Raw genomic sequence first — 17,566 nt, 5'->3', positions numbered from 1 at the left:
GCAACAGCGCCGGCCGGGTTGCTTTTTAATCCGCGACTTCGCCGCCCTCGAGACACGAACACGCGTCCGTCTCGGCGTCGAAACAGTCCGGACACTCGGGATTGCGATCGATGATGGTGTCGATGCGCTCGGCGACTGTCTCGTCGATCACCGACTCCATCTCCCGCGCCTCCGACTGGAACTCCTCGACGTCGAGGACGTTCGCCAGGAACCGCTCGATGATGCAGTACGTCTGTAAGGCGTCGCGGGCGCGACCGATCCCCTCGTCGGTGAGACGAACGCCCTTGTACTTCTCGTGTTCCGCGAAGCCACGCTCCTCGAGCTTGCCGATCATCTCGTTTGCGCTTGCCGGACTCACCGACAGCCGTTCGGCGAGTTCCCCCGTCGAGGCGGGACCGTCCGCCTGTGTTTGGATGAGGTAGATCGCTTTGAGATACTGGTCTGCCGTGTTCATGTCTCCAGGCTCCCCCCGCTTCCGGATCGCTCCATCAGCTCTGTCACTTCCTCTACGCCTTCGGCCTCCTCCGCCTGAATCTCCCGCAGCGTCTCGAGTAACGTCTCCCGGTCCACCGAAAAGCGAGCGTCGCTGTCCTCGATTGCCGCAATGAGATCGTCGTAGAACTTGTAGGCGGTCTCCTCGTTGCACAGCTGGTCGTACAGGACGCCGTCGAAGTCCTCCGGTTTGGTCTTCCCGTACTGTGCCTCGACCAGGGACTCGACCTCCTCGAAGGGCACGCTCTCGACGCCGAGCTGCTCGACGAGTTTCTCGAGGCGGTCCCGATGTTCGGCCGACTCTTCTGCGGCCTCCTCGAGCAGCGCTTCCACCTCCTCGTCGAGTTCGGCGTCCAGACTCCGATAGTGGTGGTACGCCCGGGCCTCCACGACCTCCTCCAGCACGATCCCCAGCTGGAGCAGGCGCGCGAGCTGACGATCGGAGCTGACCGCTCCGACGCTCATGGTCTCCCCTCGCGAGACGGCGAATTCATGCCCGCAACTCCGAGCGTCGTGAACTTACGGCTTTCCCTGTTTCTCGGGGCGCTACAGCGTCCTGGTATATATCGCGGTCGGATACTCGGTGTCGGCGATGTCGTGGGTGTCGGACCCGGTCTGCTCGAATCCACGCGATTGGTAAAACTCCCGGGCGCGCTCGTTGTCCGCCAGCACTTCGAGTCGCACTGCCCGAATCCGGTCTGGAAGCCGCGACAGCCCCTCCGCGAGAAGCGCCGTCCCGATGCCGCGTCCCCAGTCGTCCGGATGGACATAGATCGCTCGCAACCCGGCCTCCGCCGGCCCGACGAATTCCTTTGTCGACTCCTCATCCCATCGGAAGTCCGCAAAGCCCCGAACGGAGCCATCCTCGACGGCGACGAGGACGACCCCTTCCTCCGGGAGCGCCTGCAACAGGCGGTCGACGTCCGCCGGCTTCGGGTTCGGATCCTGCCGTTCCAGCACCTCCTCGGGCACCAGATCACTGTAGGCCTCCCGCCATGAGAGCGCGTTGACCCGGAGAACGCCTCGCGCGTCCTCCCGGTCTGAGAGGGAACGGACGATCACTGGTTCAAGCACCTCGCCTCGTCCGTGTATTGTTCCGCAACACTAAGTACCTGTACGGACCTGCCGGACTCAGCTTGGCGTACCCGGGGATTGGCGATGCGGAAACGGCGATGCAGAAACGATTTTACAGTGCAACCCAATCGGTGAGGTATGCCCTCCAGCATACTGTTGCAGTCAGGCGCCGCCGGAGCGATGGTGTTTTTCCTCCTGGTGCTCGCCGTAACGGTCGCGATCATCTGGTGGACGTACACCGACGCTCAAAAGAACAGCAGCCATCCGGCGTTCCTGTGGGCGATCGTGGTCTTCCTCGCCCCGATTTTGGGACTGGTACTGTACCTCATTCTTGGTCGCGATAGACTCTAACCGGCCGATCCGATTCGGGCGCCCGGAGCAGCGACCACCGAACGAGAGCTCGATTCGACCCCGACGACGGGAAACATTGGGGAAACATGATATTCCTGCAGCCCAACGATTCGGTATGCGACGGGCACTCATCCTCGCGATGTCCGTGCTGATGGTGACGGCGATGTTCGCACCAGTGGTCACCGCCGCACCGCCGGGTGCCGCGGACGATCGGACCGCAGTCCCGACGCCCTCCTTCGATACGACTGTCGACGGCGACGCCGAGTCACCGCTGTCGACGAGCGAACCCGTCGGGATTTCCGGGGGGAGTGCCACCGCGTCGACCGACAACGAAACAGCCGATCCAGACGAGGAGGACAGTGAGTTCTCCGGGGAACCGATCGGGAAGGTCAACGGCTACTGGCACAACGACACCATCGACGTCGATCAGGCCGACGGCCTCACCGACGAGGAACTCGAGGCGTACGTCTACCGGAAGATGGCCCGCGTCGAGGAGATTCGCGACCAGAAGTACCGCTCGGACGTGCCCGTCGACGTGATGACCCGCGAGGAGTTCCGCGAGATGCGCGAAGAACGCGAGAGCGACGCGGAGTTCAACCGCTGGAACGATCAGGTGTGGAAGGGGCTGTTCATCGTCGGCGAAGACGAGTCCTCCGAAGCGGAGATCGACACCGTCTTCTCCGGAGCAGTCGCCGGGTTCTACTCCCCCGCCGAGGATCGGGTCGTGATCGTGACCGACGACGGTGACAACCCGGTGGTCGACGGATCGACGCTGCTGCACGAACTCGGCCACGCGATGCAGGATCAGTACCACAACCTCTCCGATCCGACCTACCGCGGCGCCACCCAGGACGCCGATCTCGCGATCGACGGCATCGTCGAGGGTGAAGTCGTCTACATGGAACACGTCTACGAAGAGCGCTGTGAGTCCGGCGAGTGGGAGTGTGTCGAGACGCCCGCCACTGACGGGACCGGGGACGACGGACCGGAACCGAACCTGGGGATCTTCCTGACGGTGTTCCAGCCGTATTCGGACGGGCCGGGATACGCCGCCGACATCGTCGAGGAGGACGGCTGGGAGGGGATCGCCGATCGGATGGACGAGCCGCCGAAATCGACGACGCAGGTGATCCACCGCACCGACCGCGAACCGACCCCGATCGACTACGAACACACCGCAGAAAGTGGGTGGGAACACTATCCCGACCAGGGCGTCGAGGGGGCCGACACGGTGGGCGAGGCGTCGATCTACGCGATGTTCTGGTACCAGGCGCGGTTCCACAACGCCGACACGATCGACTGGCGGGAGTTCTCGCAGGCCGACCACCCCCGCGAGACGTACAACTACGTCTCCGAGCCTTCCTCCGGGTGGGCAAACGACGAGCTGTATCCGTACAGGCGCGGCGACGACCAGGACGGCTACGTCTGGGTGACCGAGTGGGAGACCACAACCGACGCCCAGCAGTTCCGGGACGCCTACGGCGCGATGCTCGAGGCCCACGACGTCCGGCAGGACGACGGCTACCACGTGATCGACGACGGACCGTTCCGCGGGGCGTACCTCGTGTCGACTGACGACACCCGGGTGACGATCGTCCACGGGCCCACGATCGGTGCGGTCTCGGACATCCGTCCGGACCTCGCAGCGGAGATCCGCGACGGCACGCCGACCGATCCGGGCGAACCGGACGAGCCGGGCGAGATCGAGACGACGACCGAACCCGACGCCCCCGACGCTCCCGACGATGACGGCGCTATCGACCTCGAGACGCCCGGGTTCGGTATCGGGATCGCTGTCGCCGCCCTGCTTGCAACCATCGCGCTGCTGGGGGCCGGCCGTCGCCGATAATCCGTACGAAATCCGCCACAAAAGCCCGCCGCGACCCGCGGCCGGATGGTTTTTTGTTCCCGCCGGAAAAGTCCCGGCATGGAATTCGACATCGTCCCCCCGTCGGCGATCCACGAGGGACGGGCGACGGACGCGTACTTCGAACGGACGACGGCTGCACTCGAACACGCGGGCCGGAACCCGACCGTCACCGCCGAGGTCACCGCCGACCAGTTCCCCTCCGGCGAGTTCGAGCTGTTTGCCGGTCTGAAGGACGCGACGGCGCTTCTGGAGGGTCGCGGCGTCGACGTCGACGCGATCCCCGAAGGTCGGCTGTTCGACGGCGGCCCAGTTCTGCGGATCGAGGGACCGTATCTCGAGTTCGCGGAACTGGAGACGTCGCTTCTGGGCTTTCTCTCCCACGCCTCCGGCGTCGCGACCGCCGCGCTGGACTGTCGCGTTGCCGCTCCCGACTCGACGGTGCTCTCCTTCGGCGCCCGCCACGTTCACCCCTCGATCGCGGCGATGATCGAACGGTCGGCGCTGGCGGGCGGCCTCGACGGTATCTCCCACGTCGCCGCCGGGGAGGTCATCGGCCGAGAGGCGAGCGGAACGATGCCACACGCGCTGGTGATCTGTTTCGGGAACGGCAACCAGGAGGACGCCTGGCGGGCGTTCGACGAGGCGGTACCGGAGTCGGTTCCCCGGATCGCGCTGTGTGACACCTACACCGACGAGGTCGACGAGAGCCTCCGCGCCGTCGACGCGCTGGGCGACCGGCTGGCCGGCGTTCGACTCGACACCACCGGCTCGCGACGGGGAGACTTCCGGCACATCGTCCGGGAGGTACAGTGGGAGCTTTCCGCCCGCGGCCACGACGACGTCGAGATCTTCCTCAGTGGCGGGCTCGGTCCAGACGCGCTCCGGGAGCTCCGGGATCTCGCCGACGGGTTCGGCGTCGGGGGATACGTCTCGAACGCGGATCCGGTCGACTTCGCGCTCGACATCGTCGAAGTCGAAGGCGAGCCCGCGGCCAAACGGGGCAAACTCTCCGGTGGGAAACAGGCCTACCGGACCGACGACGGTGCCCACCACGTCGGACTCGCCTCGCGGGACGCCCCCGTGGACGCAGAACCGCTCCTCGAGCCGGTGATCAGGGACGGGAGCGTGGTCGCCGACGACGGACTGTTCGAGCTGGACGAGGCCGCAGCACGGGCCCGGGCCGACGCAGCTGCCGTCGGCTACGGAGACCGGGAGTAGCGGTCTCGAGGACTTATATCACTCAACCGACCGTTCGAGCCGCTCGGCGGCGCCGTGGCGTTCGGGATCGAACGGCGCGTCCGTCCACGGGTCGTCGAGTGGCGTCGCCTCGTCGACGACGTCGAGGAGGTCCAGCCGGTCGAGGCAGGCGCGGGTGGGCCGGCCGTTCTCGCCCCACTCCCGCATCGCGTAGTACGCCTCGAGCATCCGGTCGAACTCCTCGGGATCGATCGACTCCCCGGCGGCGGGGCCGTCGTCGATGGGCGAGGTGAGCGTCGCCGGAAGTTCGTCGTCCGTCCGGTCGAACCCCTCCCGGACGTTGAACAGCCGAACGAGCGTCCAGACCCGTTCGCCGACCTCGGCGAGTTCCTCGGGCATGTACTCCAGTCCGATCGCCTCGAGCCACTCGGCGCCGAGGTCGCCCCACATCGTCTCGCCGGCGAAGTCGTCGGCGATCAGGCTCCACAGCACGGACCGGACGTCCTGTGCCACTGCAACCGCGCGGGCGCGGTCGGCCGTCCCCCACCGGTCGGCGGCGAACACCTCCGTCTCGATCGGACGAGCCCGACGGTGACAGCCGCCCCGGTCGCTCGTGGCGTACGCGAGCGCCATCCCGGCAGCACCACGCGGATCGTAGGAGGGTAGCTCCATCGACTTCACGGTCGGGATGAGGTCGTCGCCGCCGTAGACTGCCGCGGCTGCGTCGACGCCGTCCCCGAGAAGTGCAGGGAGTTCGGGCGGCCAGGGCGGCGCCGCACCGTCCGGCCGATCCGGCGCGTCCGCGGTCCCGTGGGCGATCGCCTCGATCAGCCGGCGGATTCCCGCCTCGTCGCCGAAATCGAGACCGACGTCTGCGATCCCTTCCTCGCCGGCACGGACCGCCCACGCGACGGCGTTTCCGGCCGAGATAACGTCGACTCCGAGCCGATCACAGACCCCCCCCAGCGCCGCGACGGCGTCGAACTCGTCGACCCCGAGTCCGGCCCCCAGCGTCATCGGCGTCGCCCCCCGGGGGACCGTCTCGCCCTCCTCCGTTTCGATCCGAAATCCACCGGGGACGGCGTCGTCGGGACGTTCCCTGCCGGTCGAGTGTTCGCGTGCCCGTTCGATCCCGATCTCGTCGGTCCCGTCGAACCGGCTCCGCGTCCATCCCTCGGTGGGCAGCACGCCGACCTCGTTTGCGAAGTCGATGCTCTCGAGCGTCTCGCCTGCGGCCTGCCACCGCCCGACGTCGTGGTTCTCGTAGGCGTCGACGTACTTTTCCTGGAGCGTCCCGACGCTCGGCGGGAGGGTGGGTGGTTCGTCGTGAGCGACGATCGCCTTCAATCGCTTTGCGCCCATTACAGCCCCCGCGCCGCCGCGGCCGGCGTGGTGCTCGCCGCCGTCGGAGGCGATCGTCGCGTACTCGACGCCAGACTCGCCGGCCGGGCCCACACACGCGACCGCCGCGTCGGGAAACGCCGCCGCGGTTTCGGCCGCGTCTGCACCCCAGGTCTCGGCCCGCGACAGCGTCACCTCCCCGCCGGAGAGTTCGATTCGAACCGGTTCGTCGGCGGTCCCGACGACGACCAATCCGAGGGTGTCCCCGAGCGACCCCGACAGCCGTGCGGCGAACTCGCCGCCGCTGTAGGAGTCGAGAAACGCGCCGGTAAGCGGTGATTTCGTCACGGCTGCGTACCGCGACTCTCCCGGAAGAAACCCCGACAGCGGACCGACGAAGAATCCGAGGAGGTTCTCCGGCCCCCACGGATCCGCACCAGCGGAAAGTTCCTCGTAGAGGTAGCGTGCGCCGAGGCCTTTCCCGCCGAGGAACTCGCGGCGCCAGCGTTCCGGAACGGTCTCCCGTCGAACCGTTCCCGCCGAAAGATCGACCCGCAAAACCGCGTCCCGGGTGGAGGTCATTCATCCGAAAGTGGTCGATTAGGCGGGTTAAACCTGTCGGGAAGCGGAGGAACTTTTCTCTAGATCGAACGGGTCCCGTTCCGTCGAGTCAGACCAACCCGAGGAGACGCATGGCAGCGAAGAGCAGATCGCCGTAGACGACGGCGACGACGAGACCGACGAACATCGGAACGACGAACGGGAGCCCGGGCGAGACCCACACCCGGTCGCGCTCTACCAGCGTCTCGATCCCCTCCCGCAGCGAGTCGGGCGTCGTTCCGTAGGCCGGACCGACCTCCTCGCAGAACCGTCGTGCCGCCCAGTCGTCGGGTTCCTCCTCGAGGGGGTGATTCCCACCGTCCGTGACGACCGGTCCGTCAGTCGACCGGCCGGAGACGGCCCCGTCGGTCGGATCGAACGTCTCCCCGACGCTTTCCGGGTCGCGGAGCTCTGCCGGTCGATCGACGAGCTCCTCGAAGCTGATCCCGCGCCAGCGGAGATACATCCGGAGCGCGTCGAGGTCCAGTCCCCGCCTCGTGTAGCCGCTCCGGGTCTCGAACAGCCGGCCGTGACGATGGATTACCGACTTCACTGGAACCGGGCGGGCGAGGAACATCACCGGAGAGAGTCGCCCCGAAAGGAGGTTCCCGAAGGCGAGCGCGAGCGGATACGCCAGTCCGACCAGAACGGTGTTTGTGAGGATCGTGAGCGAAAACACGCCGACGTTCGACGCCACGGCCGGGAGCGTCGGGAGCCACGCCACCGGGAGCCAGTAGGCAGGATACGTCGGATACACCACCGCAAGCGAGATCAGCGCCTTCGCGTCGGCGCCGCCGAAGCCACCGATGCGCCAGAACAGATACCCCAACGGTGCGACGAAACACAGGCTGATCACGACCTGGACCAGAAACAGGCGGTCGGAAACGCCCGCGAGCGGGAGCCGGATCCACGACTCCCAGGCGAGCGCGAGCAATCCCAGCGCGATCAACGGCGGCCACAACCGGTTGGGGAGTCGACGGGTCCGGACGTCCCGGTACGCCGCCCACGCGAACACCGGAACCACGAGCAGCCGAAGCAGATCCGGCCCTGAAGCGATCATATCGGTGAGCGTGTCTGCACGCCCCGTCTGTTAAAAACAGTCGGTTTGGACGTCCTGAAGAAAGCGAGTCAGCGCCCGAACGTAAACCGGGTCGCCCACTCGTCGAGCCGGCGGCGGAGCCGGGAGAAGAACACCTCGTGGCGGACCACAGATCGAACCTCCTCCTCGTCGAGTTCGATCCGGGCGCCGTCGAACGGGTTCCTGCCACTGGAGTTCCCGTCCTCGGCGTCGGTCGCGTCGACGACCGTCGAGAGGCTACATCGGCCGCACGCCTCGGTTTGCTTTCCACCCATGAGTATTACTCACACACTATTGGGACGAAGGACGCTTAAACCTTGCCGGTGGCGACGAGAACTATTTAGCGCGGCGGCGGCACGTGTGTTCACATGGGATACCACGTCGTCGATCCCGACACCGTCGACCCGGCCCCGGATCGCCCGTCGGAGAAGCGTTCGATAAGCGACGCCGCGGGACTGGAGGCTGTCGGAGTCCACGTCTACGGGGTTGACCCGGGCGAACAGGTGCCGTACGTGTACCACTTCCACGACGAGCAGGAGGAAGTCCTGTACGTCCTCGAAGGAACTCTCTCGGTAGAGACCCCCGAAGGGACGTTCGAGATCGAGGCGGGGCAGGCGTTCGTGGCAGAACCCGAGAGCCCACACCGGGCGTACAACCAGACCGGCGCCGACGGGCCCGTGCGCCTGCTTGCAGTTGGGGCACCCACAGTCGACGACGCCCACGAGTACGAACCATGAGCGAAACTGACGACTGGGAAATCGGCAGCGACGACGAGAACGACGTCCACAACGGACGTGACGACGGGATCGACGAGCTCGACGACGGCGTCGACAGGCCGACCGGAACGGGAACCACGGCAGCAGAGCGGGAAAAGGCGGAGGGGAAGCCGCCGGACGTCCCCGAGTGGGACGACGAGTATCTCGAGACGGTCAGCGGTCGGCTTCTGTTCAACTACGACCTGAAAAAGGAGCACGCGATCGGCGGCGAACGATTCGACCTGTACGGCCACATGGAGCTGCACAGCGAGAAACACTTCTTTCACCCGGCGCTGTCGTTCGCTCACCACGAGTCACACGAGTATCTGTTCGTCCGCCGAACCGACCGACCGAGCGAACGGGAGATCGATCGGCTCGTGGAGTTCGGTCACGAACTGGCAGACGAATTGATCGCCCCCGACGAAGAACACTACTCGACGGACTTCACGTTCGTACTCGTCGTCCCCGAGATCCCCGACACCATCCAGTCGCGGGTGGAGAACCTCGACGAGCGGACCCTGCTCAAGTACGGCTACTACGGCCACTACGACATCAACGTCGTGGTCGTTGCCCCCGACCGGGAAGAACTCGTTGCAAGCGACGGCGCCGACGTCGAGGAGGCGTTCCGTATCTGGGATCCGATCGAGAGAGACGACCCCGGACTGCTCGGGCTGATCGCTCGGCGACTCGAGTTCTGAGTCGATCGAGGAAACGGTCGAAAACGGGAACAGCCCGCTAGTCGTCGTCCGGCGTGTCAGCTTCGGGTTCGCCGCCGTCGGCAGCAACCGCTTCGTCGCCGGGACCGCGAACGTCCCTGATGTTGCCGTAGCCCATCCACACCAGGCTCACCGCGAGCCCGACGAGCGTCAGCGCGATGAGGATCTGTGCGACCGCAGACACCTGTCCGAGCAGCGTCGTCTCGGCCTCGGCGGTGATCCCGAGTAGCCGACCACCGAGCACCTGGTACATCGATACCCACAGTAGCCCGAAGCCGGCGATGGTCACCATCAATGCCATCGGAAGGCCGGTGGACATCAGCTGCTTGGTGTCGTCCCAGTTCGCGAGCCAGACGGTAACCGTGAGAAGTGCCATCGCAGCCAGGAGCTGGTTCGCGCCGCCGAACAACGTCCAGAGGTCCTCCCACCGGCCGCTTCCCAGCAGGAAGAACGCCACGACGACGATGACCGTGGTGTTGACGTAGCGGTTCGCGCCCGCCTCCTGAACCGATGTCTCCGGCGTGCCGACGATCTCTTCGACCATGTATCGGCCCAGGCGGACCGCGGTGTCCATGCTCGTCAGCAGGAACGCAGACAGCACCAGCGCCATGAACACCTCGCCGACGGCGAAGGGAACGCCCAGCGCCGTCAAGATCGCGCCACCGCCCAGCGCGAAGTTCGGCAACGCGAGCCCGATGCCGCCGGTGCCGGCCGGGATCGCGACGACGGCGACCGCTGCCAGCGCGACTGCCGCCAGCAGCCCCTCCCCGAGCATGCCGCCGTAGCCGATCAGCCGGGCGTCAGTTTCCTTGTCGAGCTGTTTTGCTGTCGTTCCCGATGACACGAGCGAGTGGAAGCCGCTGATCGTCCCGCAGGCGATCGTAACGAACAGCAGCGGGAACAACGGCATCAACGGGAGTTCCCCCGCGAACGGGCTGCCCGCCCCGAAGAACCCGTACCACGCGTCCTGAACGATCGTGAACGAGAGCGCCTCGCCCGTCTCGGGGTGAGTCGCATCCATCCCGGTGATGAAGGTGCCGACGATCACCGCGAGGATGCCGCCCCCGACCCCGGTGTACAGCAGGAACGACGACAGGTAGTCACGCGGCTGGAGCAGCACCCACACCGGGAGGACGCTCGCTGCACCGCCGTAAACGAGCAGCGTCAACACCCAGGCGCCGATGTTCGCGCTCCCGAGCAGTTCGGGAACGAGCCCGGGAGCCGTCTCACCCAGCAGTACGGTGGTTCCTGCGGGATGCTCGCCGACGAAGGCGATCGGATACTCGATCCCGACGAACACCGACGCGAACACGCCGGCCACGAAGATCACGGTCCCGACGGCGAACGAGAGATTCAGCTGGTAGAGCCAGACGCCGAACAGAAGCGCCAGCCCGATATAGATGATCCCGGCCGTGGCCGCCGCCGGGTACGCGTCGAACACGACCCCGATGACCAGCGCGAACACCGCGACCACGAGGATCACCAGGAGGAACGCGAACCACAGCAGCATGTTCTTGCCGCGCTCGCCGACGTACTCGCCGATGATATAGCCGATCGACTTCCCCTCGTGTCGCAGGCTGCTGGAAAGCGAGGTGAAGTCGTGAACCGCCCCCAAAAGTGGGTTGCCGATCGCGACCCACAGCACGGCCGGCACCCATCCCCAGACGAACGCCGCCGTGATCGGACCGACGATCGGGGCGCCGCCCGCGATCGACGAGTAGTGATGTCCGAGCAATACTGGTTTCTTCGCCGGTACGTACTCCTGCCCGTCCTGGTATTTGTGGGCTGGCGTCTCACGGCTGTCGTCGAGCTCGACGAACTGTGACAGGTAGCGTCCATACCCGAGGTACGCTACCGTGAACGTGCCGAGAACCAGCGCCACGATCCATATTACCCCTGCCATAGGAAGTGTGTAGATAAGTAACAAACATCATAATAAATGTATTGGTTGGGAGAAATACGACGAGAGCGTGGTAATTGACCGACAGAAATCACCCTGACGCGTGTGTGGCCGCCGCCGGATCGATGGCGAGTTCGTCGGCGACGTTTTCGAGGAGATCACCTTTGATCTCGCGGACGCGGTTTTCGATTTCGGCGACGACCGGGACCGAAAAGGAGCCGTGGATCGTCTCGAGACGCTCCTGTTCCGTCTCGACTCGTTCGCGGAGATACCGGGCACCCCGGCCGTCTTCGTCGGGATCGGGCGCCGGCGTGAGCTTGTTGACGACCAGCCCCGCGACGGTGAGCTCACTCTCCTCGAGCGAGTCGACTGCGCGTCGAGTCTCCCGGATCGACAGCTCGTCGGGGTTGAGCACCAGATGGAATGCGGCGTTCTCGCGGAGCGTCTCCCCGGCGAAGGCGAATCGCTCCTTCCGCTCACGGAGGCGGGCGAGGATCGGGTCGCCCTCCATCATTCGTCTGGCCTGGCGGTCGCCGATCGCGGCGCGTTCGTAGTACTCGATGCTCTTTTCGCGTTTGTGATGCAGGCGGTCGATCCACTTTTCGAGATACTCCGGCAGGGCAAGCAGCCGGAGCGTTCCGCCGGTGGGTGAGGTGTCGAACACCACTCGATCGTACGGGTCGGATTCGCGCATGACGTCGATGAAGCGGTCGAAAAGCGCCGCCTCGTAAGCGCCGGGGGTGCGGTGGGCCATTTCGAGTTGCATGGTGATCTCGTTTACCATCGCCGGACTGAGCTGCTGTCCGAGCTGTCGGCGGATCTCCTGGCGGTGGCGGTCGACCTCTTCCTCGGGATCGATCTCCATCGCGTGGAGTCCGTCGATCCCGTCGACCGGGGACGGCTCGTCGCCGAACGGCTGGTCGAACACGTCGGCGGTGCTGTGGGCGGGATCAGTCGAGACCAGCAGCGTCTCCAGCCCGGCACGGGCACTCTTGAGCCCGAACGCCGACGAGACCGTAGTCTTGCCGACGCCGCCCTTGCCGCCGAAGAACGTGAACGTCGCCATCAGAAGTGGTACTGCTGTCCTTTCCGTTCGATCAGCGTGTCCCGGTCCCACATCCGGCGCTGCCAGGCCTCGTACTCGTCTTCGAGGTACGGCAGAAACTCCGCCGTGTAGTACGACACCGGGCTCGGGATGCCGAAGGCGTCGGGGAAGCACGCCAGCATGAACGCGTCCTCCAGATCCTCCGCCTCATTTTCGATCTTCTCGTAGGCCGGATGCGTGAGGAGGCCGTGGTACAGCCCCCTGAGCCACTCGTCGAGCGTCTCCAGGAACGCGTCGATACGGGAACGTAGCTCCATATGCCAGCGTATGGACGCCACGTGGTCAAAACTCCTCCGGCGACAGAGGGGCGGGATCGAAACAGTTCGACCGCGCCGACCGCGGCCGTTCCCCTCACTCGAGATGTTCGACGAACTCGACGACGTAGCCGTTCGGATCGCGGACGAAGGCTGCTTTGACGTCGATGTGGTCCATCGTTACGGGTTCGACGACAACCTCGCAGCCGGTCTCGTCGACGGTGTGCTCGTAGGTCGCGTCCGTGTCCTCGACCGCGATCGCGACGTGATCGATGCCGGCTGGCTCCGGAACCTCGTCGCCGTCGGGATCGTGCTTGAACTGGATTTCGGCCCCCGACTCCGTTCCGACGTACACGTTTTCTACCCCGTCGTCGGCGGTGAATCCCCAGACTCGTTCGAGGTCGAGCACGTCGGTGTAGAACGCGAGCGTCGCCTCGAGATCGTCGGTCCAGAGCGCCGTGTGGATGACTTCCATACGTGACCAATTCGGGCCGCTTGCATAACAGTTGAGGTGGCATCAACCGAGAACAGTCGTCGCTAGGGGCACCCGGGAGGTCAAGTAGCTCGGCAATCGATGAGTCTTCAATGACCACGAATGAGATCCCCGTCACGCTGCTCAGCGGAAGTCTGGGAGCCGGCAAGACGAGCACGCTGAATCACCTGCTCGAGAACGCCGGTGACCGACGGATCGCGGTGCTGGTAAACGACATGGGCGAGATCAACGTGGACGCCGAACTGCTCTCTACGGGAACCGACGTCGCTGCCGACGGAGGGGTCGCAGAACTGTCGAACGGCTGTATCTGCTGTGAGCGCCAGGACGACCTGGAGACGGAGGTCGCACGGCTCGCCGACGAACGCGAGTTCGACTACCTGGTCGTCGAGGCGTCGGGAATCAGCGAACCGGAGCCGGTCGCCCGACTGTTCACGACCGCGTCACGGGCGGCGGCCGTCTACGACCTCGACACCCTCGTGACCGTCGTCGACGCGACGCAGTTCCTCGAGACGTTCGGTGACACCGAAACAGTCGAACGGGAAACAGCGCCTGGATCGGAAGACAGGCCCCTCTCGGATCTCCTCGTCGAACAGATCGAAACCGCCAACGTTCTGCTTTTGAACAAGTGTGATCTCGTCGACGAGGAGGAACGCGAACTGGCCGAGGAACTGCTCTCGACGCTCAACCCCGGAGCGAAACTCGTCGGGAGCGTCCACGGGCGGGTCGATCCCGGGGAGATTCTCGCCACCGGTCGCTTCGACCCCGATGACCTCGGCGAGACTGGCGGGGCGCCGACGTTCGAGATCGACCGCCACATGCACGAACATCACGATCACGACCACGATCACGATCACGACCACGACCATGGCCATGTATCACCCGAGCGAACGTACGGAATCACCTCGATCAGTTACCGGCGTCGCCGACCGTTCCATCCGGAACGGCTGTGGGAGTTCGTAACCGACCTCCCGGGAGCGGTCGTCCGCTCGAAGGGGCTGTGCTGGATCGCCGGCAGGGACGACCTGGCGGTGTCGTACAGTCAGGCCGGTTCAACCGTCAGGTTCGAGGCCGTCGGGCCATGGATCGCGGGGCTTCCGGAAATCGAACAGGAGCTGTACCGCGACGGCAACTCGGATCTGCCGTGGGACGACGAACACGGCGACCGCCGGACCGAACTCGTATTCATCGGTCGCGACGTCGACGACGCGGGGATCCCAGACCGCCTCGACGACTGTCTCGTGACCGACGACGAATGGGACGCCGGGGAGTGGGAGACGAGAGAACGGACGGAAACCGGGGCGAGATACCCGGTAGAGACGGGCGAATCCGTCGAGATCGACCGTCGGTGAGCGGCGGCGGAGCCGCCGAAAACGGGGGTGATTACCGAGACACCTGGATCCCCTGGAGCACGAACAGGACGATCACGGCCACGAGGATGGCGTACAGGAACTTCCGGAACCGAACGTCCGCGGGAACTTCCTCGCGAATGGTCGGATTCGCCGTCCACACCAGCCGATAGTACGCGACGGCGACAGAAACTGCGGCGACAGCAACCGAGACCGCGACGGCGACCGCGAGATCGACTCCGAACTCCAGCAGATACACCGGGCCCCAGGCGATCGCGATCGTGGCGGCCAGCAGCGCCGCGACCAGGAACGGCACGGGATCGATCGGCGTCCCCTCGCGGTTCCGGAGCTGCATCGACCGAACGTAGGGAGTTACCCTAAAAAGCGTGTCGTATGCTACCATACAAAGTCGCGCCGTCACCAGAACGAGAGCAGTACGGACGGACGACGCCCAGGTGTGCAAATAGCTCACACATCCGGGAGAAAACTAACTGTTTGGCAGTTGTCTCTCGAATATGGGACTGCTCGACTCGGTGCGGAACCTGTTCTCGGAACCGGCACGGCACCGTCCCTCGGCATCCGAGTCCGTCGGTGCCTACTGGTGTCACGACTGTGACGAACGAATCCCCGGGGGCGACGTCCCGGAGGACGCCGCTCCCGAGTGTCCTTCCTGTGGGGCAGAGATGTCGTTCGAGCGATCGCCCGGGACTGCGAGTTGCGCCTGTTGAGGCGAGAGAGACAATCCTCTCAGCGGACCGCGGTCACCTGACCAGCACGTGCGTGAGGGCGACGAGCACCGCCGTCGCGATCAGATACGTCTGTAGCGTGAACTCTGCGGCACCGACGAAATCCAGCCCCACCAGCGCGACGTAGACGAACGCCGCCGACAGGATCACGTTCATCACGAAGTGGACCCGAGGATCTCCCTTTGACGCCATCGGCTCCACGGTCGGTTCGGGCGGCCTTAAACCTCCGTCCGTCATCCGCCGACCGCGAACAGTCGGTGCAGTCAAGGGGAGCATGGCCGTAGCTCCGGACGTGACCAAACGATGAACGTCATCGAGGAGGGCAACGGCGAACTGGTGGGGTGGGAACACCCCGACGACGCCAGGGAGTGGATGGCCGAAGAGAAGTCCCGGGCGTTCGAGGACAAGCGGATGACCGCCGCAGAGGCGGTCGAAGCGTACATCGAGGACGGCGACCTGATCGCCGGTGGGGGCTTTGGCCACGTGAGGATCTCGACGCCGATCCTCCACGAGATCATCCGCCAGGACGTAGCCGACCTCGTCGTCTCGGGCAAGACCGCCGTCTTCGATCTCGACCTGCTGATCGGCGCGGGACAGGTCGCAGGCGTCGAGGTCGCCTACTCGTTCGGCCACGAGACGCGGGGGCTCGCCCCCGCCTCCCGGCGGAAGATCGAAGGTGGGGAAGTCAAGGTCCTCGCCGAGGCGAGCAACGGCGCGCTCCAGTGGCGCTTCCTCGCAGCCAGTATGGGGATCCCGTTCGTCCCGGCCCGGATCATGTCGGGGACAGACACCTTCGAGAAGAGCTCCGCGAAGGTCGTCGAGGACCCCTGGACCGGCGATCCGGTGACGCTGCTTCCGGCTTGCTATCCCGACGTCGCGGCGATCCACGTCTCGAAGGCCGACAGGTACGGCAATGCCGTCATCGACGGGATCGCCGTCGAGGACCCCCAGCTCGCGGGGGCGGCAAAGCGGCTAATCGTCACCGCAGAGGAAATCGTCGACACCGAAGAAATTCGGGGGGACCCCGACGCGACCGATATCCCGTTCTTCCAGGTCGACGCCGTCGTCGAGGCGCCCTACGGGAGCCATCCCGGGGAGATGCCCCGCCAGTACTACTTCGACGAGGCGCACCTCGCCGAGTGGATCGAGCTGTCGGAGACCGAAGCCGGCGCTCGGGAGTACGTCGAGCGGTACGTCACCGGCACCGACGACTTCGAGGAGTATCTCGAAACGATCGGCGGGGAGGAGAAACTCGCCGACCTGGAAGCGATCGAACAGTACGACCGAGTTGCCGACTACCCGTGGGCGTGAACGTATGACCGGAGAGTACACCGACACCGAACTGCTGACGACGGTCGCATCGAAGATACTCGAGGACGAACGCACCGTGATGGTCGGGACGGGGATGCCGATGCTTTCGGCGATGTTGGCCCAGCGCACCCACGCTCCGGACGTCACCCTCGTCTACGAGGCGGGTGGGATCGGTGCCGACGCCCCCGCACTCCCCGTCTCGGTGGGCGACGAGCGCACCTTCCACCGGGCGCTGACGGCGGCGGGCATGCACGAGGTGATGTCGTACGGCCAGGCGGGGCTGATCGACTACGGCTTCCTGGGCGGTGCACAGATCGACCGCTACGGCAACCTCAACTCCACTGTCATCGGCGACTGGGAGTCGCCGACGGTCCGGTTTCCCGGCAGCGGCGGTGCCAACGACATCGGCTCGTGGGCCAACGAAACGATCATCGCGATGCGGCAACGCGAGGAATCGTTCGTCGAGGAGCTGGACTTCCGGACGACACCCGGTTACCTCGACGGCCCGGGCGCCCGCGAGGAGGCCGGCCTCCCCAGCGACACCGGTCCGAGTCGGGTGATCACCCAGCTGGGCGTCTACCGGTTCGACGAGGAAACCCGGGAGATGACGCTGGACGCACTGCATCCGGGCGTCGATCTCGAGGAGATCCACGAAAACAGCGGCTTCGAGATCAACGTGCCCGACGACTACGGCCGGAGCCCCGAGCCGACCGACGAGGAACTCCGGCTGTTGCGGGACGAGATCGATCCACGCGGGATCATCCGCTAGGAGCGCTGGGGTTCCCGGTCGGTTGGGTGCGCCCGCCGCACACTTACTGTGCAGGCCCTTTTAAGTAGGGGCTAACCCATCCCGTTTTGGAAAGGTGACAGGAGTTAGACATTGGCGACAGGAAAGACGACTGTTTTTGCCGGCGTTGGAGACACCGGCAGGTCCTGA

The 17,566-nt window shown here is 65.5% G+C and carries 21 protein-coding genes; 9 read left to right on the top strand and 12 right to left on the bottom strand.

Going from position 1 to position 17,566, the window contains the following annotated elements:
• Window positions 1-25 precede the first annotated feature (25 nt).
• From AArcCO_RS14860 to AArcCO_RS14850, 3 genes are all read right to left on the bottom strand, one after another.
• Entirely contained in the window at window positions 26-454 is a 429-nt protein-coding gene (locus tag AArcCO_RS14860) for a metal-dependent transcriptional regulator (RefSeq protein ID WP_259534273.1), read from the bottom strand.
• On the bottom strand, window positions 451-957 hold the full coding sequence (locus AArcCO_RS14855) for a ferritin family protein (protein ID WP_259534272.1): 507 nt from the start codon (window positions 955-957) through the stop codon (window positions 451-453). The genes AArcCO_RS14860 and AArcCO_RS14855 overlap by 4 nt, the downstream gene beginning before the upstream one ends.
• Before the next feature lie 81 nt (window positions 958-1,038).
• On the bottom strand, window positions 1,039-1,554 hold the full coding sequence (locus AArcCO_RS14850) for a GNAT family N-acetyltransferase (protein WP_259534271.1): 516 nt from the start codon (window positions 1,552-1,554) through the stop codon (window positions 1,039-1,041).
• A 150-nt stretch (window positions 1,555-1,704) separates the two neighbouring features.
• On the opposite strand from AArcCO_RS14850, the gene AArcCO_RS14845 reads away from it, so the two are divergent.
• The 3 genes from AArcCO_RS14845 to AArcCO_RS14835 all read left to right on the top strand — a co-directional run bounded on the left by AArcCO_RS14845 (window position 1,705) and on the right by AArcCO_RS14835 (window position 5,005).
• Entirely contained in the window at window positions 1,705-1,917 is a 213-nt protein-coding gene (locus tag AArcCO_RS14845; protein WP_259534270.1) for a PLDc N-terminal domain-containing protein, read from the top strand.
• Window positions 1,918-2,032: 115 nt separating this feature from the next.
• Window positions 2,033-3,766, top strand: a complete 1,734-nt coding sequence (locus AArcCO_RS14840; protein WP_259534269.1) for an Hvo_1808 family surface protein — start codon at window positions 2,033-2,035, stop codon at window positions 3,764-3,766.
• Window positions 3,767-3,844: 78 nt separating this feature from the next.
• Window positions 3,845-5,005 (top strand): nicotinate phosphoribosyltransferase, encoded by a 1,161-nt coding sequence (locus tag AArcCO_RS14835; RefSeq protein WP_259534268.1) that lies wholly within the window; start codon window positions 3,845-3,847, stop codon window positions 5,003-5,005.
• 18 nt (window positions 5,006-5,023) lie between these two features.
• On the opposite strand, the gene AArcCO_RS14830 is transcribed toward AArcCO_RS14835, so the two are convergent.
• The 3 genes from AArcCO_RS14830 to AArcCO_RS14820 form a co-directional block, all read right to left on the bottom strand.
• On the bottom strand, window positions 5,024-6,907 hold the full coding sequence (locus AArcCO_RS14830; RefSeq protein ID WP_259534267.1) for an aldehyde ferredoxin oxidoreductase family protein: 1,884 nt from the start codon (window positions 6,905-6,907) through the stop codon (window positions 5,024-5,026).
• A gap of 88 nt (window positions 6,908-6,995) precedes the next feature.
• On the bottom strand, window positions 6,996-7,985 hold the full coding sequence (locus tag AArcCO_RS14825; protein WP_259534266.1) for an A24 family peptidase: 990 nt from the start codon (window positions 7,983-7,985) through the stop codon (window positions 6,996-6,998).
• 68 nt (window positions 7,986-8,053) lie between these two features.
• The gene (locus AArcCO_RS14820; protein ID WP_259534265.1) at window positions 8,054-8,278 is read right to left on the bottom strand and encodes a DUF8007 family protein; all 225 of its coding nucleotides are present in this window, start codon (window positions 8,276-8,278) and stop codon (window positions 8,054-8,056) included.
• A gap of 93 nt (window positions 8,279-8,371) precedes the next feature.
• Between AArcCO_RS14820 and AArcCO_RS14815 the strand changes: the two genes are divergently transcribed.
• Window positions 8,372-8,740: a cupin domain-containing protein gene (locus AArcCO_RS14815; RefSeq protein ID WP_259534264.1), complete on the top strand. Its 369-nt coding sequence runs from the start codon at window positions 8,372-8,374 to the stop codon at window positions 8,738-8,740.
• Window positions 8,737-9,456 (top strand): DUF8052 family protein, encoded by a 720-nt coding sequence (locus tag AArcCO_RS14810; protein WP_259534263.1) that lies wholly within the window; start codon window positions 8,737-8,739, stop codon window positions 9,454-9,456. The genes AArcCO_RS14815 and AArcCO_RS14810 overlap by 4 nt, the downstream gene beginning before the upstream one ends.
• A gap of 37 nt (window positions 9,457-9,493) precedes the next feature.
• Here AArcCO_RS14810 and AArcCO_RS14805 read toward each other — a convergent pair whose 3' ends face one another.
• From AArcCO_RS14805 to AArcCO_RS14790, 4 genes are all read right to left on the bottom strand, one after another.
• Window positions 9,494-11,377 (bottom strand): carbon starvation CstA family protein, encoded by a 1,884-nt coding sequence (locus AArcCO_RS14805; RefSeq protein ID WP_259534262.1) that lies wholly within the window; start codon window positions 11,375-11,377, stop codon window positions 9,494-9,496.
• A gap of 88 nt (window positions 11,378-11,465) precedes the next feature.
• A complete protein-coding gene (locus AArcCO_RS14800) occupies window positions 11,466-12,440 on the bottom strand; it encodes an ArsA family ATPase (RefSeq protein ID WP_259534261.1) in 975 nt (324 codons plus the stop codon).
• Window positions 12,440-12,736, bottom strand: coding sequence for a DUF7990 family protein (locus AArcCO_RS14795; RefSeq protein ID WP_259534260.1), 297 nt, complete (start codon window positions 12,734-12,736; stop codon window positions 12,440-12,442). Before AArcCO_RS14795 ends, AArcCO_RS14800 begins: the two co-directional genes overlap by 1 nt.
• 94 nt (window positions 12,737-12,830) lie before the next feature.
• On the bottom strand, window positions 12,831-13,208 hold the full coding sequence (locus tag AArcCO_RS14790) for a VOC family protein (RefSeq protein WP_259534259.1): 378 nt from the start codon (window positions 13,206-13,208) through the stop codon (window positions 12,831-12,833).
• Between the two features lie 110 nt (window positions 13,209-13,318).
• On the opposite strand from AArcCO_RS14790, the gene AArcCO_RS14785 reads away from it, so the two are divergent.
• The gene (locus AArcCO_RS14785) at window positions 13,319-14,575 is read left to right on the top strand and encodes a CobW family GTP-binding protein (RefSeq protein ID WP_259534258.1); all 1,257 of its coding nucleotides are present in this window, start codon (window positions 13,319-13,321) and stop codon (window positions 14,573-14,575) included.
• Window positions 14,576-14,606: 31 nt separating this feature from the next.
• Here the strand turns inward: AArcCO_RS14785 and AArcCO_RS14780 are convergent, their stop codons facing one another.
• A complete protein-coding gene (locus AArcCO_RS14780; protein WP_259534257.1) occupies window positions 14,607-14,927 on the bottom strand; it encodes a hypothetical protein in 321 nt (106 codons plus the stop codon).
• Between the two features lie 160 nt (window positions 14,928-15,087).
• Here AArcCO_RS14780 and AArcCO_RS14775 point away from each other — a divergent pair, with 160 nt between their 5' ends.
• On the top strand, window positions 15,088-15,300 hold the full coding sequence (locus tag AArcCO_RS14775; protein ID WP_259534256.1) for a hypothetical protein: 213 nt from the start codon (window positions 15,088-15,090) through the stop codon (window positions 15,298-15,300).
• Between the two features lie 33 nt (window positions 15,301-15,333).
• Here the strand turns inward: AArcCO_RS14775 and AArcCO_RS14770 are convergent, their stop codons facing one another.
• Window positions 15,334-15,510 carry a DUF8107 family protein gene (locus AArcCO_RS14770; RefSeq protein WP_259534255.1) on the bottom strand — a complete coding sequence of 59 codons (177 nt, stop codon included), beginning with the start codon at window positions 15,508-15,510 and terminating at the stop codon, window positions 15,334-15,336.
• Between the two features lie 111 nt (window positions 15,511-15,621).
• Here AArcCO_RS14770 and AArcCO_RS14765 point away from each other — a divergent pair, with 111 nt between their 5' ends.
• Entirely contained in the window at window positions 15,622-16,629 is a 1,008-nt protein-coding gene (locus AArcCO_RS14765) for a CoA transferase subunit A (protein ID WP_259534254.1), read from the top strand.
• A gap of 4 nt (window positions 16,630-16,633) precedes the next feature.
• On the top strand, window positions 16,634-17,398 hold the full coding sequence (locus AArcCO_RS14760; protein WP_259534253.1) for a CoA-transferase subunit beta: 765 nt from the start codon (window positions 16,634-16,636) through the stop codon (window positions 17,396-17,398).
• Window positions 17,399-17,566: the final 168 nt, after the last annotated feature.

Source organism: Halalkaliarchaeum sp. AArc-CO (assembly GCF_024972735.1).
Lineage (GTDB): Archaea > Halobacteriota > Halobacteria > Halobacteriales > Haloferacaceae > Halalkaliarchaeum.
The sequence above is the reverse complement of the archived record's forward strand: the minus strand, read 5'-3'. Positions and strand labels throughout refer to the sequence as shown.